General features: G+C 58.9%; 18 protein-coding genes and 2 tRNA genes. 8 read left to right on the forward strand and 12 right to left on the reverse strand.

What is annotated here, in order from left to right; genetic code table 11:
• Positions 1–375 precede the first annotated feature (375 nt).
• The 3 genes from AC30D9_RS01815 to AC30D9_RS01825 form a co-directional block, all read right to left on the reverse strand.
• On the reverse strand, positions 376–1,146 hold the full coding sequence (locus AC30D9_RS01815) for a molybdopterin-dependent oxidoreductase (RefSeq protein WP_490143290.1): 771 nt from the start codon (positions 1,144–1,146) through the stop codon (positions 376–378).
• Complete coding sequence (locus AC30D9_RS01820) at positions 1,139–1,762, reverse strand: cytochrome b/b6 domain-containing protein (protein WP_305470967.1); 624 nt, start codon at positions 1,760–1,762, stop codon at positions 1,139–1,141. Before AC30D9_RS01820 ends, AC30D9_RS01815 begins: the two co-directional genes overlap by 8 nt.
• A 72-nt stretch (positions 1,763–1,834) precedes the next feature.
• A complete protein-coding gene (locus tag AC30D9_RS01825) occupies positions 1,835–2,446 on the reverse strand; it encodes a hypothetical protein (protein WP_109755454.1) in 612 nt (203 codons plus the stop codon).
• A gap of 215 nt (positions 2,447–2,661) precedes the next feature.
• On the opposite strand from AC30D9_RS01825, the gene AC30D9_RS01830 reads away from it, so the two are divergent.
• Both AC30D9_RS01830 and AC30D9_RS01835 read left to right on the forward strand, forming a co-directional pair.
• On the forward strand, positions 2,662–3,357 hold the full coding sequence (locus AC30D9_RS01830; protein WP_134924472.1) for a heavy metal response regulator transcription factor: 696 nt from the start codon (positions 2,662–2,664) through the stop codon (positions 3,355–3,357).
• Positions 3,330–4,724, forward strand: coding sequence for a heavy metal sensor histidine kinase (locus tag AC30D9_RS01835; protein WP_490143291.1), 1,395 nt, complete (start codon positions 3,330–3,332; stop codon positions 4,722–4,724). Before AC30D9_RS01830 ends, AC30D9_RS01835 begins: the two co-directional genes overlap by 28 nt.
• A gap of 58 nt (positions 4,725–4,782) precedes the next feature.
• Here AC30D9_RS01835 and AC30D9_RS01840 read toward each other — a convergent pair whose 3' ends face one another.
• Positions 4,783–5,289, reverse strand: a complete 507-nt coding sequence (locus AC30D9_RS01840) for a nuclear transport factor 2 family protein (RefSeq protein WP_490143292.1) — start codon at positions 5,287–5,289, stop codon at positions 4,783–4,785.
• Positions 5,290–5,368: 79 nt separating this feature from the next.
• A complete protein-coding gene (locus tag AC30D9_RS01845) occupies positions 5,369–6,127 on the reverse strand; it encodes an SDR family oxidoreductase (protein WP_490143293.1) in 759 nt (252 codons plus the stop codon).
• 222 nt (positions 6,128–6,349) lie between these two features.
• On the opposite strand from AC30D9_RS01845, the gene AC30D9_RS01850 reads away from it, so the two are divergent.
• On the forward strand, positions 6,350–7,807 hold the full coding sequence (locus AC30D9_RS01850) for an MFS transporter (RefSeq protein ID WP_490143294.1): 1,458 nt from the start codon (positions 6,350–6,352) through the stop codon (positions 7,805–7,807).
• 1 nt (position 7,808) lies between these two features.
• Here the strand turns inward: AC30D9_RS01850 and AC30D9_RS01855 are convergent, their stop codons facing one another.
• Positions 7,809–8,669 (reverse strand): LysR family transcriptional regulator, encoded by an 861-nt coding sequence (locus AC30D9_RS01855; protein ID WP_307572171.1) that lies wholly within the window; start codon positions 8,667–8,669, stop codon positions 7,809–7,811.
• Between the two features lie 117 nt (positions 8,670–8,786).
• Between AC30D9_RS01855 and AC30D9_RS01860 the strand changes: the two genes are divergently transcribed.
• The 4 genes from AC30D9_RS01860 (at position 8,787) to AC30D9_RS01875 (ending at position 12,365) form a co-directional block, all read left to right on the forward strand.
• Positions 8,787–10,649 carry an NAD(P)-binding domain-containing protein gene (locus tag AC30D9_RS01860; protein WP_490143295.1) on the forward strand — a complete coding sequence of 621 codons (1,863 nt, stop codon included), beginning with the start codon at positions 8,787–8,789 and terminating at the stop codon, positions 10,647–10,649.
• A 77-nt stretch (positions 10,650–10,726) separates the two neighbouring features.
• A complete protein-coding gene (locus tag AC30D9_RS01865; RefSeq protein ID WP_305470953.1) occupies positions 10,727–11,059 on the forward strand; it encodes a chorismate mutase in 333 nt (110 codons plus the stop codon).
• A gap of 52 nt (positions 11,060–11,111) precedes the next feature.
• A complete protein-coding gene (locus AC30D9_RS01870; RefSeq protein WP_307572169.1) occupies positions 11,112–11,774 on the forward strand; it encodes a hypothetical protein in 663 nt (220 codons plus the stop codon).
• 198 nt (positions 11,775–11,972) lie between these two features.
• Positions 11,973–12,365, forward strand: coding sequence for a RidA family protein (locus AC30D9_RS01875; RefSeq protein WP_490143296.1), 393 nt, complete (start codon positions 11,973–11,975; stop codon positions 12,363–12,365).
• Positions 12,366–12,609: 244 nt separating this feature from the next.
• On the opposite strand, the gene AC30D9_RS01880 is transcribed toward AC30D9_RS01875, so the two are convergent.
• Both AC30D9_RS01880 and AC30D9_RS01885 read right to left on the reverse strand, forming a co-directional pair.
• A tRNA-Leu gene (locus tag AC30D9_RS01880) sits at positions 12,610–12,696 on the reverse strand.
• 194 nt (positions 12,697–12,890) lie between these two features.
• A tRNA-Cys gene (locus AC30D9_RS01885) sits at positions 12,891–12,964 on the reverse strand.
• A 389-nt stretch (positions 12,965–13,353) separates the two neighbouring features.
• Here AC30D9_RS01885 and AC30D9_RS01890 point away from each other — a divergent pair.
• Positions 13,354–14,133 carry a TSUP family transporter gene (locus AC30D9_RS01890; RefSeq protein ID WP_490143297.1) on the forward strand — a complete coding sequence of 260 codons (780 nt, stop codon included), beginning with the start codon at positions 13,354–13,356 and terminating at the stop codon, positions 14,131–14,133.
• On the opposite strand, the gene nudC is transcribed toward AC30D9_RS01890, so the two are convergent.
• The 4 genes from nudC to AC30D9_RS01910 form a co-directional block, all read right to left on the reverse strand.
• Positions 14,101–14,931, reverse strand: coding sequence for an NAD(+) diphosphatase (nudC, locus tag AC30D9_RS01895; protein WP_134924482.1), 831 nt, complete (start codon positions 14,929–14,931; stop codon positions 14,101–14,103). The genes AC30D9_RS01890 and nudC overlap by 33 nt on opposite strands.
• Positions 14,932–14,937: 6 nt before the next feature.
• Positions 14,938–15,750 (reverse strand): crotonase/enoyl-CoA hydratase family protein, encoded by an 813-nt coding sequence (locus tag AC30D9_RS01900; protein ID WP_490143298.1) that lies wholly within the window; start codon positions 15,748–15,750, stop codon positions 14,938–14,940.
• A gap of 292 nt (positions 15,751–16,042) precedes the next feature.
• Positions 16,043–17,518, reverse strand: coding sequence for an efflux transporter outer membrane subunit (locus tag AC30D9_RS01905; RefSeq protein ID WP_134924484.1), 1,476 nt, complete (start codon positions 17,516–17,518; stop codon positions 16,043–16,045).
• Positions 17,515–20,619: an efflux RND transporter permease subunit gene (locus AC30D9_RS01910; protein ID WP_307572162.1), complete on the reverse strand. Its 3,105-nt coding sequence runs from the start codon at positions 20,617–20,619 to the stop codon at positions 17,515–17,517. The genes AC30D9_RS01905 and AC30D9_RS01910 overlap by 4 nt, the downstream gene beginning before the upstream one ends.
• Positions 20,620–20,664: the final 45 nt, after the last annotated feature.

Here is a 20,664-nt window from a genome sequence, read left to right on the forward strand (position 1 = left end):
CTGTCGGCGCTCTTGCGCCATGCCAATAATTGAAGAATGGCTTCTATCTCCGGTCGGCGTGACCCATTCGAGGCCGAATCAGATAACACCTGTGCGCTGGTCGTGTCCGCCTGCTGCACGCCTGACCTGGACTGAGCCTGCAATTGGGAGCGGAAGTCCGCTCCGTTGGTCGTTGCCCGCATCTTGTTTTCTGGAGTCGGCAAGATTGATGTAGCGGGTGGTACTGCAGATATACCGGTCATAGGAACGCCTTGTATCAAGCCTGATGTCATGAGTCGCGCCAGTGTTCCTGGCGCTACTGTGTAGCAACAGGAAGGAGTTGCGCTAACGCGGCCTGTTTCCAATCGGCCGTTCAGTGTCCAGGTTTTTTCCTCATCAGATCCCGCTGAACCAGTTGTATCCCTGGTCTTCCCAATACCCGCCCGGGTTGTCGTTGCTCACGAAAATCTCGACAACATGCTTGGGGTTTTTGAAGCCCAACTTGGTGGGTACTCGAACCCTGAGGGGATAGCCGTACTCGGGCGGCAACGCGACGTCAGCGTAATCCAGTGCCAGCAGTGTCTGCGGGTGCAAGGCCGTCGGCATGTCCAGGCTGGAGTAGTAATGATCAGCACATTTGAAGCCGACAAATTTCGCTGTGGTGTCGGCCCCGATGTGTTCCAGAAAGGTTTTGAGCGGTACGCCTCCCCATTGTCCGATGGCGCTCCAGCCCTCGACACAGATCAGCCGAGTGATATCGCCACGTTGCGGCAGTTTGCGCAAGCTTTCGAGTGTCCATGGAGCCTTGTCCCTGACCCGGCCGGAGACGGCGAGCGAGTAACTTGCCAAGTCCACCTCCGGGATGTCGTCCTGACCATAGAATGCGTTGAACGGAAATGGCGTGGTGATCTGCGCGCGGGTGAAGGTCGGCGCCAGTTTATGTCCGCTGAACAGCCAGGCCTGGACCCGATCGTTCCAGCGCGACATGGCCCAAAGGACCTTGTCGACCTGATCGCCGTCCTGCAGGTTGCAACCGGTCAGCATCGACATCGCGCCCACGGTCAAGCCGGCACGAAGAAAATGGCGGCGCTGAATGTTCTCAAGTTCAAGCTGTTGCGCAGGCTCAAGCCTGACGCGCTGAAGAGTTTTTTTCCTGGGTTCAGTCATGGCCATTTTTCCCGGTATCAAGAGACCGCACTCCACCCGTAATCATTGGCAGCAGGGTTTTCGGTACCAAAATCACCAAGGCCAGATGAATCACGACGAATGCAGCAATCATCGCCATCGCCCCGAAATGTACATAACGAGCAACGTCATAGCCGCCCAGCAGCGCGACCAACTCTTGCAGTTGAATGGGTTTCCAGATCGCCACGCCCGAGATGACGACGAGCACGCCTGCCGCCAGCACCATCCAGTACATCAGGCGCTGTACTGCGTTATAGACACCCTTTTCATGCACCAGCCGAAAGCGCAAAGCATCCGTCAAATCATGCTTCAACGCGGCAAGCCCGATGGGCAGCAACTCGCGTTTGAAGTGGCGACTGACGACCCCATACACCACATAGATCGCGCCATTGACCAGCAGCAGCCACATGAATGCGAAATGCCAGGCCAGCGCCCCACCCAGCCATCCGCCCACGGTAACCGCCACCGGAAACCTGAAGCCGAACAGCGGCGAGGCGTTGTAAATGGCCCAGCCGCTCATGAACATGCAGACCATGCAGGCGGCGTTGAGCCAGTGGGTTAGGCGAATCGGCCAGGGATGAAGCTTTTTCTGTCTCACGTGTTTCCCCTTGGAAGCCATCCATGTAGCGGAGCGTTGCCAGACGACAGCGCCCCAGCCTTTTTCAGGTGATTACATCGGTGGTTGGAAGCCATCCTTGCCGACCGCGATGCCGCGTGCGGTGGTGCCATCTGCGGCGGGGAACACGACAATTTTCGTACCTTTGACCAGTTCATCGGCTTTGCCTGGCTCGACGTAGGCGATTGGCACATCATCCGGTACGACGATTTGTTTCTCGCCGCCCTTGTAGTTGACGGTCAATGTGCGGCCGTCAGCTTTGGACAATTTGCCCACGGTACCGTTGGTCATGGTGCCTGTGCTGCCATCCGCGTTCTGCCAGCCGTAATGACCTTCGCCGCTGCCCTTGAGGCTGGCATCGAATACCGTGACCTCCAGCGCCTTCAATGTTCCGTTGGCCTGCGGGATGGCCGCCGAGCCAATGAAGCTGTCGGATTTGATCGAGTCGATATTGGCCTTCGATACCCGGTTGATACCGGTCTTGTCTGTCAGTCCGATAGTCTGCTGGGCGCCGGAGCGGACAGTGAATGTCAGCGTGTTGTTGCTGACGCTCTCCACCGTACCGCGCAACGGCTTGATGACCGGCATGTCGGCCGCGGTGGCAATGACGGCAGCACTGAGCATCAACAAACCGAATGTGGTAGACAGGGCGTGTTTGAGTTGCATGGCGACGATTCCTCATGGGTTGATGTGCCGCCATCCTCGACCGCAGACCGGGACGTCACGATGACCGCCGAATGACATTTTTGTCATTCGCCAGCCCTGCCCTTGAATGACAGAAATGTAACCGACTGCGCCGGCTCATCTCGTTACACTGCACAGCCGAGATACCCGTGTCGCGGAATGAATCCTGCAATGAAGAGACCCGAGCGCGCCTCACGATGCATATCCTGCTGATCGAAGATGACACCAAAACAGGTGAGTACCTCAAAAAGGGGCTCGGCGAGTCCGGTTACAACGTCGACTGGACCCAGCATGGTGCCGACGGCCTGCACATGGCCTTGCATACGACCTATGACCTGATCGTGCTGGACGTGATGTTGCCCGGGATCGACGGGTTTCAGATCATCGAGCTCTTGCGCGCCAGACAAGACGTACCCGTGCTGTTCCTCTCCGCGCGCGACCAGTTGCAAGACCGCATTCGCGGTCTGGAACTGGGCGCCGATGATTACCTGGTCAAACCTTTTTCGTTTACCGAACTGCTGTTACGCATCCGCACCATTTTGCGTCGCGGTGTAGTGCGCGAAGCCGACCATTTTCACCTCGCCGACCTGGAGCTGGATCTGGTGCGGCGCCGCGTTACACGCCAACAGCAGGTGATTGTGCTGACCAACAAGGAGTTCGCCCTGCTGCATCTGTTTCTGCGTCGGGCAGGCGATGTGCTGTCCAGGACACAGATCGCTTCGGAAGTCTGGGACATGAATTTCGACAGCGATACCAACGTGGTGGACGTAGCGGTCAAGCGCCTGCGCAACAAGGTCGACCAGCCCTACCCGATCAAGCTGATCCATACCATTCGCGGTATTGGCTATGTCTGCGAGGTGAGGCCATGCGGTCCCGACGCCAACCCTCTCTGACCCTGCGATCGACCGTGGCGTTTTCCATGGTAGCGATGCTGGCCGTGGCCGGTGCAGGCGTTTATCTGTATCAGACGATGAAAGCCTCGGTATTGGTATACAGCGATCATGCGGTCATGGGCCGTCTGGAGCATTTCCGCAAGCTGCTGCACTACGAGCTCGCCATCGAAAAGCTGCGCGACAGCCCGCAGATTTTCAAGAACATGCTCGACAGTGAAGACGACATCTTCATCATTGAAGAGCCGGGGCAGCCACCGGTAATCCAGGTCAACCCACTCAACGTCACGCTGCCTGAACTGCCGGTGATCGGCCAGGATACAAAGCTGAGCGTCAGTGACCTGCGCAGCGGCGTGACCGACTCGGGGACAATGCTGCGCGCCGCGACCGTCGTCACGACGTCGGGTGGACGTGAAGTCCGACTGACGGCCGCGCACCTCATGGGCAAGGAAATGGCAATGCTCGCGGCGTATCGCGAGCGTATCTACCTGGCCGTTGCCCTTGCCTTTCTGGCAACCGCGTTGCTGGGTTACCTGGTACTGCGTCGAGGGCTGCGCCCGTTGCGCAAAATGGCCGCCCATGCGGCAGCCATAACGCCCGAGCGTCTGCACAGCCGCATGGACAGCGCCGATACGCCGGTTGAACTGCAACAGCTGAGTGACGCCTACAACGCGATGCTCGATCGCCTTGCCCAGGGTTATCAGCGGTTGACGCAGTTTTCCGCCGACCTTGCCCATGAAATCCGCACGCCGGTGGGATCGCTGATGGGGCATTGCCAGGTCGCCCTTCGCCAGCGCCGCAGCGAGGACGACTATCAGGCACTGATCGCTTCGAACCTTGAAGAGCTCGAACGGATCTCGCGCATCGTCGAGAGCATTCTGTTCCTTGCGCGCGCCGATGAAGCGCAAGCAGTGGTAGAGCGCCAAAAGCTATCGCTGCATGACGAATCACAGCGTATTGCCGAATATTTTGAAGGCTTGGCCGAAGAGCGGCAAATGAGCTTCCGGATAACAGGCGATGGCAACGTGCTCGCCGACCCCTTGCTGCTGCGCAGAGCCTTGAGCAACCTGGTGGCGAACGCGATTCGCTATGCCTACGAGGGCACCGAGATTCTGATGCGGGTGACGCAAACCAACGGCGGTGCCCGGATTGAGGTCGAGAACCAAGGGCCTGTACTGAGCGATGAAACCCTGGGCAAACTCTTCGACCGCTTTTACCGCGGCGATGCGTCTCGCCACCAGAACTCCGACTCCTACGGGCTTGGCCTCGCCATCGTCGTGGCAATCATGCAGCTGCATGGGGGGCACGTACGTGTCGAACAGCCGAAACCCGGAACTATCCGTTTTTCGCTGTCATTCCCAGCAGCTTGAACGACATCAGCGGGCAGCGTTTGTCGTTCGCGCCTTCACTGAACATCATGCAAGCACGTTATCCCTTTGAAAGCGTGCTCAGGCTCTGATGTTGCTCCACTGCGTACTTTTCATCACCCAAAATGGGTACCCAATCTTTCAACGGTGTCAGGAAATGCAGTTCAAAACGACGTGACAAGAACGCCCATTTTCCGTCCCGACGTTCAAACCTGTCGTGGTACAACCCGCTGACTTGCACCGGGCCTTTTTCAATGTCATGGAACAGGCAATCCGCAGCCACCGTACCCACCGCGCTGTCACCCTCGATTTGGAGCAGCGGGTTGGCCATCCAGTGGTGCATATGTGGCATCTGGCGCCAGCTGTTTTGCGCCATCGCCAGGATTTCGTCACGGTTTCCGGCCTGGCCGAAACCCGGTAGATCGAGTGTCGATTCTTCGTGCCAGATCGCGCTCAGAAGCGACGCATCGATGCGGTCGAAAGCATTGGCGTAGGCGCTGATCAGCGACTCGATGGCGGCGCGACTTTCCAGGGCGTCCAGTCGGGTGGTCAGTTCTTCAATGTTCATGATGAGGTTTCCTGCTGAGGCTTCGCAAAAGCGCTGAAAGCAACCCTCTGCGTGGGCTGCGTTACGGTTGAGCGAGTATTCAGATCTGCGACAGGCCGCCGTCGACCATCAGCTCCACACCGTTGACATATTTCGCATCGGCGGATGCAAGGAACAGCGCCGACGAGGCGATTTCTTCAGGTTGGGCCATATACCCCAGCGGCGTGATCCGCTCGACATGTTGGCGCAGCGCGACAATGTCGCTTTCGCTCATCTTCAAGCCGTTATCCATCAGAGGGGTACGGGTGAAGCCAGGGCTCAGGACATTCGCTCGAATCTTGCGACCTTTGAGTTCGTTGGCCCAAGTCCTTGCGAAGGATCGCACTGCAGCCTTGGATGCGTTGTAGAGGCTCAGCCCTTCCATCCCATTGCTGGAGCAGATAGAAGCCGTCAACACGATCGAAGCGCCATTTTTCAACAAAGGCATCAACGTCTGCACAGTGAAAAAGACGCCCTTCACGTTAATGTCGAACATGTTGAAGTAAGCCGCCTCAGTGGTCTCGCCCAGCGGGTTTTTTTCGCAAATACCCGCGTTGGCAAACACTGAGTCCAACTGATCGTTGCGGGCCTCAATCGTCGCCTTGAGCTTATCCAGATCAGCCTGGCGCGCGACATCGGAAATGACCGCGACCGCTCTATCGCCGAGCTTGGCCACCGCCGCTTCCAGCGTGGTTGCAGAACGCCCAGTGATGTAGACGCGTTTCGCCCCCTCGGCAATCAAGCCCTGGGCAATCGCAAATCCGATCCCGGTGGATGCGCCGGTGACGACTGCAACCTGATTAGCGAATTTACCTGACATATCTGACTCCTCAGTCTCGGTTGTGTGGCTCGACTGAAACCACAGTGCGGCCATTTTGAGAGGAGTCAGGAGCTGAGCGGCACTGCCATAAATGAACATTGGCCGTTCAATTATGTGAGGCGTAAGCGAAGGTTTGATCGTTTAGATTGGAGCCAGCTGATTCAGAGCATGACCCGCAATCGAGAATATTCTGGGACCGAATGGTTTCAGACAGGAGACCTTATGCTTCAGAAAAAAGTCGCCCCATCAGAACCGCGGCGCTGGTTGATGTTCGCCATCTTATTGGTTGGTGCGTTTTTACCGCCGCTGGATTTTTTCATCGTGAACGTAGCGCTGCCCTCGATTCAGCAATCGTTGGGCACGGCCTCCTCCGCCGAACAGTTGATCATCTCCTCGTATGCGGCGCTTTATGCCGTGACACTGATCACCGGCGGACGGCTTGGTGATATCTATGGTCGCATGAGGATGTTTTTCCTTGGCCTGGTTGGTTTCGCAGTTGCCTCACTTATCTGCGGCATCGCCGAGTCACCCTGGGTGTTGATCGCCGGACGCTCGCTGCAAGGCGTGACGGCAGCCATCATGGCACCTCAGGCACTCGCCTCAGTGCAGGCAATATTCCCCGAGTCCGAAAAGCCCTTGGCGCTAAGCCTGTATGGCGCGGTCTTTGGCCTGGCGTCGGTGGTCGGCCAGGCACTTGGCGGGATATTGATATCGCTCAACCTGATGGATTTGGGCTGGCGGGCGATATTCCTGGTGAATCTACCGATTGCGTTGCTGGTCATTCTGATCGCCATTCCGGTGGTCAAGGAAACCCGCGCACCACAGACAAGCAAGCTGGATCTGGGCGGAACGCTGTTGTCGATGGTGACGCTTGCGGCTCTGATCGTTCCACTGATCGAGGGGCGTGAAGCGGGCTGGCCTTTGTGGGCCTGGCTGTCGCTTGCAGCGGTGCCGCTGCTGGCCTGGCTGTTCTGGCGCTACGAAGCCCGTTTGCATCAGGCGCAAGGCGCACCGTTGCTTAATCCTGCCGCACTGCGCGCGCCAGGGCTGGGCCGGGCATTGCTCGTCGCCCTGACCTTTTACGCGATCGGCGTGTTTTTCTTGCTGTTTTCCATTTATCTACAGGGAGCGCTGCATACGAGCCCACTCAATGCAGGCCTCGTCTTCCTTCCTTTCGGCGCGGGATTTTTGCTGGGACCGCTCTCCACGCCTCAATTCAGGCGTTTTCTGGGCGCGTACGTCAATCCGGTCGGGATGGGGCTTGAAGTGTTGGGATTCGTGCTCCTGGCCTGGCTCGTGGCGCACACACCGATGGCCGTCACGCCCCCTGCACTGCCCCTTGCCGTCATTCTGTTTCTGATCGGTTTCGGACAAGGACTGGCCCTTCCGACATTGATGCGCATGATCACAGGACGTGTGGCGCCGGCGTACTCCGGCATGATTGCGGGCATTACCAGTTCCACCCTGCAAATCAGCACGTCACTGAGCGTGGCGATAATAGGCGGCATTTTCTACACCCTTCTGGGCACGGATACAGACGCGGCGGCCATCACCCATGCCTTCACCGTTTCCATACTCTGCATCGCGGCATGCCTGGCCTTGGGCGCGGGGCTCAGCCTTACCCTGGCGCGCCAACCTGCTGCGCCATTGCAAACGGCAGCCATGCGCCCGGCAGAGTGAGTCAACGGCCTTCCTGCGAGCCGATCATGCTCGAGGCAAGGTCGGCAAGGGCACGAAGGCTGTCCATCTGCCGCATGTCCTGGTGGTAACCCATCCATATGTCGCGACCCGGTGGCGGTTCATGCGGATCAATCAGCCGCAGCGCCGTTAACTGGTCGCCCAGGACGCGGGGCAATACGGCGACACCCTGTCCTTGCGCGCACATTTGCGCCTGGACTGTACGGCTGCTACTGGTGAACACAGTACGGGCCAGAGGGTAACGCCGCTGCAGCCACTGCACATCGGGATAATGAGACTGGGCAATACTCATGGTAATCAAACCAACCCCGTCACCCTGTGGCTCGGGGTCAGGAGATCCGACGGCGGCGTATAACCCATAGCTCAGGGTAGTCAGCTTGCGGTGAACGATATCGGGTTCGGTGAAAGGAACGATCCGAAACGCAATGTCGGCGTCGCGACGAGCAAGGTCAAACAATCGATGCCCCGCGATGACCTCGGGCACGATCAGCGGATAACGTCGCCCCAGTTCGTTCAGGACCGGGGCGAGCACATAGCAGGCGAACCAGTCAGCGGAAGAAATGCGCAACACACCTTCTGGCTGTGCGCTGTCCCCCGCAAGGCGCCTTTCGATGGCCAACGCACTTTGCTCCATTTCCTGCGCCAGGCTGAGCAGCTTTTCTCCGCTGTCGGTCAGTACCAGGCCTTGGGTGGTACGAAGGAAAATGGGCTGGCCACTGGACTGTTCAAGCACCTGCAAGCGCCGCCCCACGGTCGGATGGCTAACACCCAACTGCTTGGCGGCAGCGCCCAATGACCCGCTTCGGGCAATCGCGAGAAAGACCCGCACGTCACTCCAGTCCATGCTCTACCCCGAACAAAAATGAACAGTGAGAGTGCAGCAATGGCAGTGCCGTAGCAATCCCAGGCCCGACATACTTGTCTCCATTCACCTTCGTCGAACACCAACCGGAGACTGCGAATGAAGATTGGCTTTATCGGTGTGGGAAGCATGGGCAGAGCGATCATTCCATTGCTCGTCCGGGATGGCCATCAGCTCTCGGCATGGAATCGCAGTCACGCGGCGATCATGGATCTCGAAGGCGTCAGCGTTCTCGAATCGCCGGCCTCGGCATTTCAACAAGAGGTCGTTATCAGCATGCTTGCCGATGATGCCGCCGTCAGGGAGGTGCTACTGTCCGGCGCAGCTCTGGAACATGCAGACAAGGCTTGCGTGCATGTCGTGATGTCGACCTTGTCGCCTTCGCTCATGATGGAGTTGCAGCGCGTACATGATGCAATCGGCATTGCATTGATCGCGGCACCGGTCTTCGGCGTGCCCGCCGTGGCGGCGAACGGCGAGTTGAATATCCTGGCGGCCGGATCTCAGGCAGCTGTCTCGACGGTTCAACCGCTGTTTGACCTGCTCGGGAAAAAGACCTGGTACTTGGGCGATCAACCTGATCACGCGTCTATCGCAAAAATCGCCGGCAACATGATGATCACTCAAGCCATCCAGTCGCTGGGCGAAGCAAGCGGACTCGTCCAACGCCACGGACTGAGCCCTTCGATTTTCATCAACTTCATGACCCAGACGCTGTTCGCCTGCCCCAGTTATCAACGGTATGGGCAGAACATCATCAACAGCAGCTTTGAACCGGGCTTCAAACTGTCTCTTGGTCTCAAGGATATAAATCTGGCTATTGATACGGGCCGTCTCAAGGACCTGGAACTGCCTGCGGCGGCTGCTGTGCAATCGAAAATGACGTCGGCGGTGGCCCGGGGGTACGGCGACAAGGACTGGTCGGCTTTCGCTACGCAGACCGTTACCCATTCAACCGATCATTCCGAGCAACCCTGGCGAACCGCACCGGTAAAACGCTCGCGGCGTGGCAACTTCTGGGTGACCGGAGCGCGCATTACCCAGAACGGTAAAAGCTTCCAGAAAGGTCCGATGTACGTAGCCTGGGAATCCCCCGAGCACATCACTCAAGCCTATCCCGTGGTGCTGGTGCACGGTGGCACGCTACAGGGCACCGAATGGCTGGATACCCCCGATGGTCGCCCGGGCTGGGCCCAGCGGTTCGTCGAAGCGGGCTTCGTAGTCTTTCGCGTCGACCGTCCGGGTCACGGGCGATCACCCTATCATCCCGACATCATGGGCCCGATGGGGCCGGCGTTTTCCTATGAGCGCGCCCGCGAAGTGTACTTTCCAGAGGGAGGCGGAGAAACGCAATGGCCGTTTGAGCCGGATGACGAAGCAGCGTTTGACGCCTTCATTGCAGCTTACGGCCCCATGCCGGCTGACCTTGCGGCCTCGCAGACTCTCGACGCGAATCGACTGGCCGAACTGCTCGACAGAATCGGCAAGGCCATCATCGTTACACACTCCGCTTCCGGGCCCAGTGGCTGGTTGGTCGCCGATCGTCGACCCGACCTGATCGCAGGGATTGTGGCGGTGGAGCCTATGGGTCCGGTATTTGGCCACACACCGGGTATAGGCAGCCTCGACTGGGGACTGACCGCCGCCCCTCTGACCTTCGATCCGCCTCGCAAAACACCGGAGCAAGTCCGCACAGCAGAACCATCAACCCTGAAAATTCCCGGATTGCAGGGCGTTCCGGTAGCGCTGGTGACAGGCGAGACATCAGCGTTTGCTTCTTACGCATCCAGCATCGTCCCTTTCCTGCGAAATGCCGGTGCCAACATTCACCACCTGGATCTACCGGCACTGGGTATACACGGCAACGGCCACGGACTGATCTATGAACGCAATTCAGATTCGGCTTTCAAGGTAGTCACGCAGTGGCTGGAAAAATCGTTGGGCATGCCCGATCCCGCGTAAAGCGCCTGCTCAGGTTCTCCATCCAATCATAAAGGGACACAGACAAGACCCTTAGAACAACTGCCACGAGGTCATCCATGGAAAACCCCGACATCACGCGTCAACTCTCGGCATTCAGACAAACCATCGACAATATCGACGCCGCACTCATCCACATGCTCGCTGAACGGTTCCGCTGTACTGATGAGATCGGCTTACTCAAAGCTCGACATCAGTTGCCTGCGGTAGATGCAAATAGAGAGCGGCATCAATACGAACGTCTGACAGCACTCGCCCAGAAGGCCAACCTGGATACGGCCTTCGTTCAGAGGCTGATGCAGTTTGTCATCAGCGAAGTAGTCGATCGTCACAGACAATTCGCGACCAGGCATGACCAGCAACTCTGTAATGACGCTACCCCTCTGGCCTGAAAAACCCCTCCCTTCACCAGACGCAATCAGACAACCGAAACGAGAAAACCACATGAAATGGCCAACGATCGATCAAATTCGCAGTTTTACTGTTTTGCCCTCTGGCTACACATGGGATTACCTGAAATGCGCAGAGATCGATGTCGCGATAGATTTTTTCCGTACGTGGTTTCCCTCCATTTCGGTAGGGCTAGGAAGCCACTTCCTGGACCGACAATTCTATGTAGACAACGTGGTGTTCGAAGGTAATCTGGAGCGTGGAATATTCGCTATCGTGGTTCGTCAGAACCATGACATTGTCGCCATAGCAACGTGGGAAAAAATTGATGGCGCTGATGTCATCTTCGGGCGAGTGGGCGCGGTAGCCAAACCCCATAGGCAGACAAGACTGGCCATTGCCGCCCAGGACCTGGGAGAAAAAATGGGAACGTTCATGGGGGCGGGCTTGATCTATGGCATGGCGACAACCAGCGCTTCGTATATGCAACAGGCATTGGAGCACGCAGGTTACAAAGCCGTAGGGATAATGCCTGGTTTCGACCAAGAAGAAACAGAGCCTGGAACCGTGCGCAGGGTTTACGAAGTCATCTACGTAAAACGACTCGCACCACCCTCAGACTTCCTGATTCCTTCCGTTCAAAACCTCACTCCTAAAGTCGCTCGGCTTTACGCAGAGATATTTCAAGGTGATGACGACACAATCATGGTTGACTAATAAGCAAGCATAACAGTGGACCAAGACCCGAAATTCTTCTGATCAATAATGACTTGCGCTCATGCTTTCTGCGTCGATCGAGGGCGCCGCTATAGCTAATGAGTCACAAGAACAAGGATTAATGAGTAGTGCCCCGAATGGACGCCACTCTGGCACCTGGGTTAGCTTGCGTATCCGTTTATACTTTGGGCCACAACCATGACTGATCGTCAGATCATTGTTCCTGATGGCATGAGATTGCTCTTCGAGCAGGCTGGTTATGCACCAGCTGTAAAGGTAGGAAAAACTCTTTACTGCGCTGGTCAGGTAGGCCGGACGCCGGAATTATCAGTTATCGAAGACCCTGAGCAGCAGTTTTTGGCAGCATGGGACAATCTCCGACTGGTCTTGGAAGCCGGTGGCTGCACATTTGAAGATGTTGTCGAAATGACAACTTACCACGTCGATATGCACCGCCACATGCCAATTTTTAGACGCGTGAAGGATGAAGTCTTTCCTAGGAGCACGTGTGCATGGACATGCATAGGTGTCGGTGAACTGGCCCGACCTGGTCTTCTCGTGGAAATCAAATGCGTCGCCGTAGAGCGATAATTTTCTGACAGGCACCTGAATATACAAATCCTGGATGGGTGCCCATCCAGGCGGCAGTACTGATTGAGCGAACGTGCTGTTTCATGCGCGACTTCTGCACACCGTACATCCGGATGCGACAGGGGATGAAGGTCACCCCTACAAAGTGACTAACGGCCACGCATTGCGGACCAACATCAAGATTGCAGACCGCAAACGAACAAGGGTTTGCATTAGCTTTCGCTCGCAAACCCTTGATATTAGATGGTGCCCGAAGCCGGAATCGAACCGGCACGCCCTTACGAGCGGGGGATTTTAAGTCCCATGCGTCTACCAGTTTCGCCATTCGGGCGGTAGCGCGGTTAGCCATCGAAGCGTCGGCAAAATCCAATGGGCCGAAGTCCTGGCTGGTGCAGCAAGAGGGGGAATATATACATCCCTCCCCTGTGAAGCAAGGTAGCTTGTGCCCTTTTCAACACAAAACCTTTCAATGCTTCGAAATAAAAAAAGCTCCGTAAATCATAGATCTACAGAGCTTTTTAAAAGTGGAGGCCGAAGTCGGAATCGAACCGGCGTAGGTGGATTTGCAATCCACTGCATAACCATTTTGCTATTCGGCCTCAGAACGCTTGATGAGATTCAGCCACATCAACCGCATACAAACCTGATCAGGAAAACAGGACACCTATGCGTCGCTATCTCCTTGAAAACATTGAGATTTTTTACGTCTCAGTGCGTTCGATGGGCGCAATTATGTACTCATTTGCCGAGACTGACAACCCCTTGATTTCAAAAAAAATTCGTCCAACGGCTCGCATTCTCCAGACAGCCCCAGTGGTGTATCAGATGGATGACGGAAGGCTTTTGAGGCGGCTGCGCACCCCAGCGCAGGCAAGCCTCGCCATGGGTAATCTCAGGAGTCTTCGAGGCAGTCGCAGCCGTGCACCATAATGGGTAACATACCGGCCTTCCCCGCAGCCCTTCTGCGACCTGCCAAATAAGTCATTCCATGCCTTTCGAACTCAGTGTTGACCTCACTACCCTCGCTATCCTCGCCATTGTCGCGTTCATTGCCGGCTTCATCGATGCCATCGCCGGTGGCGGTGGCCTGCTGACCACGCCGGCGCTGTTGACCGCTGGCCTGCCGCCACATCTGGTCCTGGGTACCAACAAGCTCAGTTCGACCTTCGGCTCGGCCACGGCCAGTTTTACCTTCTACAAGCGCAAGCTGTTCCATCCCCGCCAGTGGACCCACGCCCTCGTCGGCACGTTGGTGGGTGCCTTGACCGGCGCCATCGTCGCCCATTACCTGCCTGCCGAATGGCTGAACAAGATGCTACCGGTGATCGTCTTCGCCTGCGGCCTCTACCTCTTGTTCGGCGGCACGCCCAAGGCGCCGCTGGACAGCGATGCGCCGATCAAGAAAACGTGGCAAGCGCCCCAGGGCTTCAGCCTGGGTTTCTATGACGGCGTGGCTGGGCCGGGTACGGGAGCGTTCTGGACCGTCAGCAGCCTGCTGCTCTACCCCATCGACCTGGTCAAGGCCAGTGGCGTGGCCCGCAGCATGAACTTCGTCAGCAACATCGCAGCGCTGTCGGTGTTCATCTTTTCGGGACAGGTGGACTGGATCATCGGCCTGAGCATGGGCCTGTCGGTGATGGTCGGTGCGTTCTTCGGTGCTCGCACCGCCATCAGCGGCGGCGCGAAGTTCATCCGACCGGTGTTCATCACCGTGGTGCTGGGCTTGACTGTACGTCTAGCCTGGCAGCACTGGTTCAGCGTGGCCTAGACGCCGCGCCACATAGAGGTCGATCAGGTAGCGAGCGATGGAGCGTGAGGCCGGCAACGGTGGCAAGTCATGGACGTTGAACCACTGGGCGTCCTCGATTTCATCTTCCTGGGGCACGATGTCGCCACCGGCATACTCGGCATGGAAGCCCAGCATCATCGAATGGGGAAACGGCCAGCACTGGCTGCCCATGTACTGGATATTCTTCACCTCGATGCTGACTTCTTCGCGCACCTCTCGAACCAGGCAATCCTCGGCCGACTCGCCAGGCTCGGCAAACCCGGCCAGGGTGCTGTAGACGCCCGTGACGAAGCGCGGCGAACGGGCCAGCAGGACTTCATCGCCGCGAGTAATCAACACGATCATGCTCGGTGAGATCCGTGGGTAATGCCGCAGGTCACACACATCGCAATACATCGCCCGCTCCAGCCGGATCTGACTCATGCGCTTGCCGCAACTGCCGCAGAAACGATGCTCCCGAGCCCAGGTGCCTATCTGTGCGGCGTAGCCCAGCACTTTGTACAGTGTGTGGTCATCCTCGAGCATGAAGGCCCGCAGGCCTTTCCAGTTGCAACCGGGGATGTCCAGCGGGCTGTGCAGCTCCAACAGGTAGACCGGCTCGCCATCCAGGTGACCGATGCCATGCTCGGCGAGGATCGACAGGTCTTGGCGCTTGAGCCATTCGCGGGGAAACAGCGCGCCGTTGTCATCGAACAGAAAGCCTTCCGGGCTGCGGGCCACGGCCCAGCCGCCAGGAAGATCGGTATCGAGTACTGCGGTGGTCCAGCGTGAAATCATGGTCAGTCAATCCAGAAATTCGGGTTTCTGTTTGCTCATATGGGCGGCCATGGCCACGCGCAGGTCGGTCGATTGCAACATGGCGGCGTTCCAGGTGGCGACGTATCCCAGGCCGTCGTCGATGCTATGGTCGCGCATGTAGCTGATCATGGCCTTGGTGCCGGTCACGGCAATCGGCGACTTGGCGGCGATTTCCCGGGCGATGCCCATCACGCCGTCGAGCAGGCTGGCGGTGTCACTGTAGACACGATTGACCAGGCCGATGCTGCGCGCTTCGTCGGCACCGAAGTTGCGCCCTGTATAAGCGAGTTCACGCAGCATGCCGTCCCCGATGATCCGGGGCAAGCGTTGCAATGTGCCAACATCGGCAGCCATGCCGATATCGATCTCCTTGATGGAAAACTGCGCGTCCTCGGCGGCATAACGCATGTCACACGCGGCAATCAGGTCGATGGCACCGCCCAGGCAATAACCCTGGATGGCCGCGAGCACCGGCTTGCGGCAATTGTCCACGGCGTTGAACGAGGCTTGCAGTTGCAGGATCTTGCGTCGCAGCAACCGTGCATTGCGTCCTACGTCCTTGCCCAGCTCGTTGGCCACGCCTGCCAACATCATCAGGTCGATCCCTGAGGAGAAATGTTTGCCGGCACCGCTGAGCACCACTACCCGCACGGCGTCGGTGTCGTCGATCCATTGGAAAATCTCGATGATCTCGCTCCAGAACGCGGCATTCATCGAATTGATCTTTTCCGGACGATTGATCTGCACATGGGCGATGTTGTCTGCAAGTTCGACGGTGAACGCTTGGTATTGCGACATGGCAGTGATCCTTTACCGGTTGAAAGAGGCCTGAACTATAACAAGCCATGGCGCCAGGACGTAGGCAGTGCATCGGCCAAAAGCGGGACTGACCGGCGACCAAGCAAAAGCGCACCTGTATAAGGGGATTTATCTGTGAAGGCTTCACCTGTGGCGAGGGGATTTATCCCCGCTGGGCTGCGAAGCGCCCCCCTCATCCTGCCTGACACACCGCAGTGGCAGTAGTATTTGGGCTGCTGCGCACCCCAGCGGGGATAAATCCCCTCGCCACAGGGACTTGCTTCACCCTGGCTTATTCATCCGCCTGCAACTGCCCATCCCACCCACCACCCAACGCCGCAATCAACTGCACGCTGGCAATCAACCGGCTCTGTTGCAGGCTCAGCATGTTGCGTTCGTTGCTCAGCGCGGTGGCCTGGACGGTCACCACGTCGAGGTAGGCGATCAGCCCGGCCTTGTACTGGTTCTGGGTCAGGCGCAGGGATTCCCGAGCGGCGTCCAGGGCTTCCTGGCGCACGCGGGCTTCGTCTTCCAGCACCTTGAGCTGGATCATGTAGTTTTCCACTTCGCGCAAGCCGTCGAGCACGGTCTGGCGATAGGTGGCTACGGTCTGGTCGTAGGCCGCGACGGTACGGTCGACCTCTGCCGAACGCTGGCCGCCATCGAACAGTGTCATCGCCAGTTGCGGCCCTACCGACCAGAAGCGGTTCGGCACGCTCACCCAGTTGTCGTAGGTACTGCTGCTGTAGCCCCCGCTGAGGCTCAGGGTCAGGTCCGGGTAATACGCCGCCTTCGCCACGCCGATGTTGGCGTTGGCGGCCATCACCGAGCGCTCTGCCGAGGCGATGTCCGGCCGGCGCTCGAGCAATTGCGATGGCAATGCCACCGGGATCTGTGGCAGTGACGGAATGTCCTGGGTTTCGGCCAGGCTGAATTCGGCCGGCGGCAGGCCGATCAGCACAGCGATGGCGTTCTCGAACTGGGCCCGTTGCCAGATCAGGTCGATCAGATCGCCCTGGGTGGTCTTGAGTTGGTTTTGCGCCTGGGCCACCGCGTCCTTGCCGGACACTCCGGCGCGGTACTGGTTTTCGGTCATTTTCAGGGAGCGCTGATAGTTGTCGACTGTGGTCTGCAACAGGCGCTTCTGCTCATCGATCACCCGCAACTGCAAGTAATTCTGCACCAGTTCCGATTGCTGGCTCAGGCGCATCGCCGCCAGGTCGGCGAAACTGGCTTGCGCGCTGGCCTCGTTGGCTTCCAGGGTTCGGCGCAATTTGCCCCACACGTCCGCCTCCCAACTGACGCCGGCCTGGGCACTGTAGGTGTCGCGAATGCCGCTGGACGAACTGCTCAGGCTCGAATTGCTGCTACCGGTGCCCCGGCTGGAGCGCGTCTTGCCAACGGTCAGATCCACGCTTGGGAAAAATGCGCCACGGGCATTGCGCACCAGTGCCCGGGCCTGACGGTACTGCGCGTCGGCCTGGGCCACGGTCTGGTTGGACGCATTGAGCTTGTCCACCAGGCCATTGAGTTGCGCATCGCCGTACAGCTCCCACCAGGCGCCACGGGCCAGCGCATCGCTGGGGTTGGCCTGGCGCCAACCTTGGGCCTCCTTGTATTGCACCGGGGCGGCGGCCTGGGGGCGTTGGTAATCCGGGCCGATGGCGCAGGCGCTGAGCATCGCTACGCACAGCGCCAGGCTCAGCACCCGCGAGCCACGGGCGGTCGCCAGCGCTGCGGCAAGATTGAAAGGCGAACGGTCGGTCATAGCGGAGTTTCCAGGGCAGCATCAGTACGCACGCCGCGCCAGCGATTGAAGCGATGGCGCAGCTTGTCGAGATAAAGGTAAACCACCGGCGTGGTGTAGAGCGTCAGCACCTGGCTGAACACCAACCCACCGATGATGGTCAGGCCCAGCGGCTGGCGCATTTCCGAGCCTTCGGCGGCGCCGAGCAGCAGCGGCAAGGCCCCCAGGATCGCCGCCAGCGTGGTCATCAGGATCGGCCGCAACCGCAACAGGCAAGCGCTGCGGATCGACTCCAGCGGCGTCTGCCCGGCACGTTCCAGTTGCAGCGCCAGATCGATCATCAGGATGGCGTTTTTCTTCACCACGCCGATCAGCAGGAACAGCCCCAACAACGAGATCAGGCTGAACTCGCTGCCCAGTGCATAGATCGACAGCAATGCGCCAACCCCGGCCGATGGCAAGGTAGACAGGATGGTCAGCGGATGGATGTAGCTTTCATACAGGACCCCCAGCACCAGATACACCGCGAGCAACGCCCCGAGGATCATGAACGGCTGGCTCTTCTGGGTGGCGGCGAACGCATCGGCGGTACCGGCCACTTTCACGATGACGTCCTCGGGCATCCCAAGCTTGGCGATCGCCCGCTCGATGGCCGCGGTGCCCTGCTCCACCGTGACCCCCTCGGCCATGTCGAAGGAAATGCTCTCGGAAGCAAACTGGCCTTCATGGCTGACCCGGTCGTCCTCCAGGCTGTTCTCGTAGTGGGCAATGGCCGACAGCGGCACGCGCGCACCATCGGCGGTGATCACCTGGACCTGCTCGAGGGTGCTCGGGTCCTGGGCATACTTGGGATTGACCTCCATCACCACCTGGTACTGGTTGAGGCTGTCGTAGATGGTAGAAATCTGCCGCTGGCTGTAGGCGTTGTTGAGCACCGTGGTGACCATGTCCATGTCGATGCCCAGGCGCTTGGCCTGGTCGCGATCCACCACCAGCGTTACCTGCTGCGCCCCGCCACCGTCGCGGGCATCGATGGCGGTCAGCTCCGGCAAGGCCCTGAAAGCCGCCACGAGCTTGGGGTACCAGGTGCGCAGCGACGCCAGGTCGGCGCTTTGCAGGATGTAGGAATACTGCGAAGTGGTCTGCTCGCGACCGCCACCGAACTGCAGGTCCTGGTCGGCCATCAACATCAACTGAGCGCCGGGCACCTTGGGCATTTCCTTACGAAGGCGCTCGATGACCTTTTGCGCAGAAATGTTGCGTTCCTTGATCGGCTTGAGGCGCACCAGCATGAAGGCGTTGTTGGTGCCGTTGTTGCCACCGATGAAACCGGCGACGCTTTGTACCGCCTCGTCCTTGAGCACGGCGCGACGGAAAATTTCCATCTTCGGCTGCATCACGTTGAACGACAGCCCATCGTCGCCCCGCACGAAACCGATCAGTTGCCCAGTGTCCTGCTGCGGCATGAAGGTCTTCGGCACCACCACATACAACGCGACGTTCACGCCGATGGTCACCAGCAGGCTCAGCAGGGTCAGGCGTCGATGGCGCAGCACCCAGTCCAGGCTGGTGGCGTAACCACGGACCATCCGCTCATTGATGCGCTGGCTCCAGCGTTGCAAGCGGTTTTCCTGCCCCGGCACGTGCGGCTTGAGCCAGCGGGCGCAGAGCATCGGCGTGAGGGTCAGCGAGACCACCAGCGAGACCACGATGGACGCCGCCAGGGTGATGGAGAATTCGCGGAACAGACTCTCGATGATCCCGCCCATGAACAGGATCGACAGGAACACCGCCACCAGCGAGACGTTCATCGACAACAGGGTAAAGCCGACTTCCTCGGCGCCCCGGTACGCGGCCTTCATCGGCGGCACGCCTTCGTCGATGTGCCGGGAAATGTTCTCCAGCACCACGATGGCATCGTCCACCACCAGCCCGGTCGCCAGGATCAACGCCATCAACGACAGGTTGTTCAGGGAAAAACCGTACAGGTACATCACCGCAAACGTGCCGACCAGCGACACCGGCACGGCCAGGGTCGGGATCAGTGAGGCTCGGAAGTTGCCGAGGAACAGGAACACCACCAGCACCACCAGGGCGACGGCGATCAGCAGGGTCATTTCCGCTTCATGCAGGGTGGCCTTGATCACTGGCGAGCGGTCCATCGCCAGGTTCAACTTGACGCTGGCCGGCAGCACGGCCTGCAATGCCGGCAGTTGTGCCTTGATCTCGTTGACCGTCTCGATGATGTTGGCCCCGGCCTGGCGGTTGATCACCAGCAGCACGGCGGCATCGTTGTTGAAGAAACCGCTGTTGTAGCGATCCTCGACGCTGTCGGTGACTTTCGCCACGTCCTTGAGCCGCAGCACCGAGCCGTCCTGGTAGCGGATGACCAGCGTTTCGTAGTCCTTGGCCTTTTCCAATTGGTCGTTGGCCTGGACCTGCCACATGCGTTGGTCGTCCTCCACCGAACCTTTGGGCCGGCGCACATTGCTATCGGCAATGGCGGTGCGCACATCGTCCAGGGCTACCCCGTACTGATTGAGCAACTGTGGCTCCAGTTCGATGCGCACCGCCGGCAACGAACTGCCGCCGATCTGCACCTCGCCGACGCCCGACACCTGGGACAGGCTCTGGGAGAGGATGGTGGACGCCAGGTCGTAGAGCTGGCCTTTTTCCAATACATCCGAGGTCAGCGACAGCACCATGATCGGCGCCTGGGACGGGTTGACCTTCTTATAGGTCGGCATACTGCGCATGCCGCTGGGCAGCAAGTTGCGCGAGGCATTGATTGCCGCTTGCACCTCCCGGGCGGCACCGTTGATGTCACGGTCCAGGTCGAATTGCAGGATCACCCGGGTCGAGCCCTGGCTGGAACGGCTGCTCATGGTGTTGACCCCGGCGATGGCGCCGAAGGAACGCTCCAGCGGGGTCGCCACGGTGGAAGCCATCACTTCGGGGCTGGCCCCGGGCAAGTTGGCCTGGACCACGATCACCGGGAAATCCATCTGCGGCAGCGGTGAAACCGGCAGCAGGCCGAAGCACACGCCACCGAGGAGCATGATGGCGAAGCTCAGCAGCATGGTCGCCACCGGACGCTTGATGAAGGGGCCGGACAAGTTCATCGCCCACCGCTCCAGGCTTCAAGCCGCTGGATACAAGAGACGGCT

This window comes from Pseudomonas sp. DF11 (assembly GCF_058148565.1).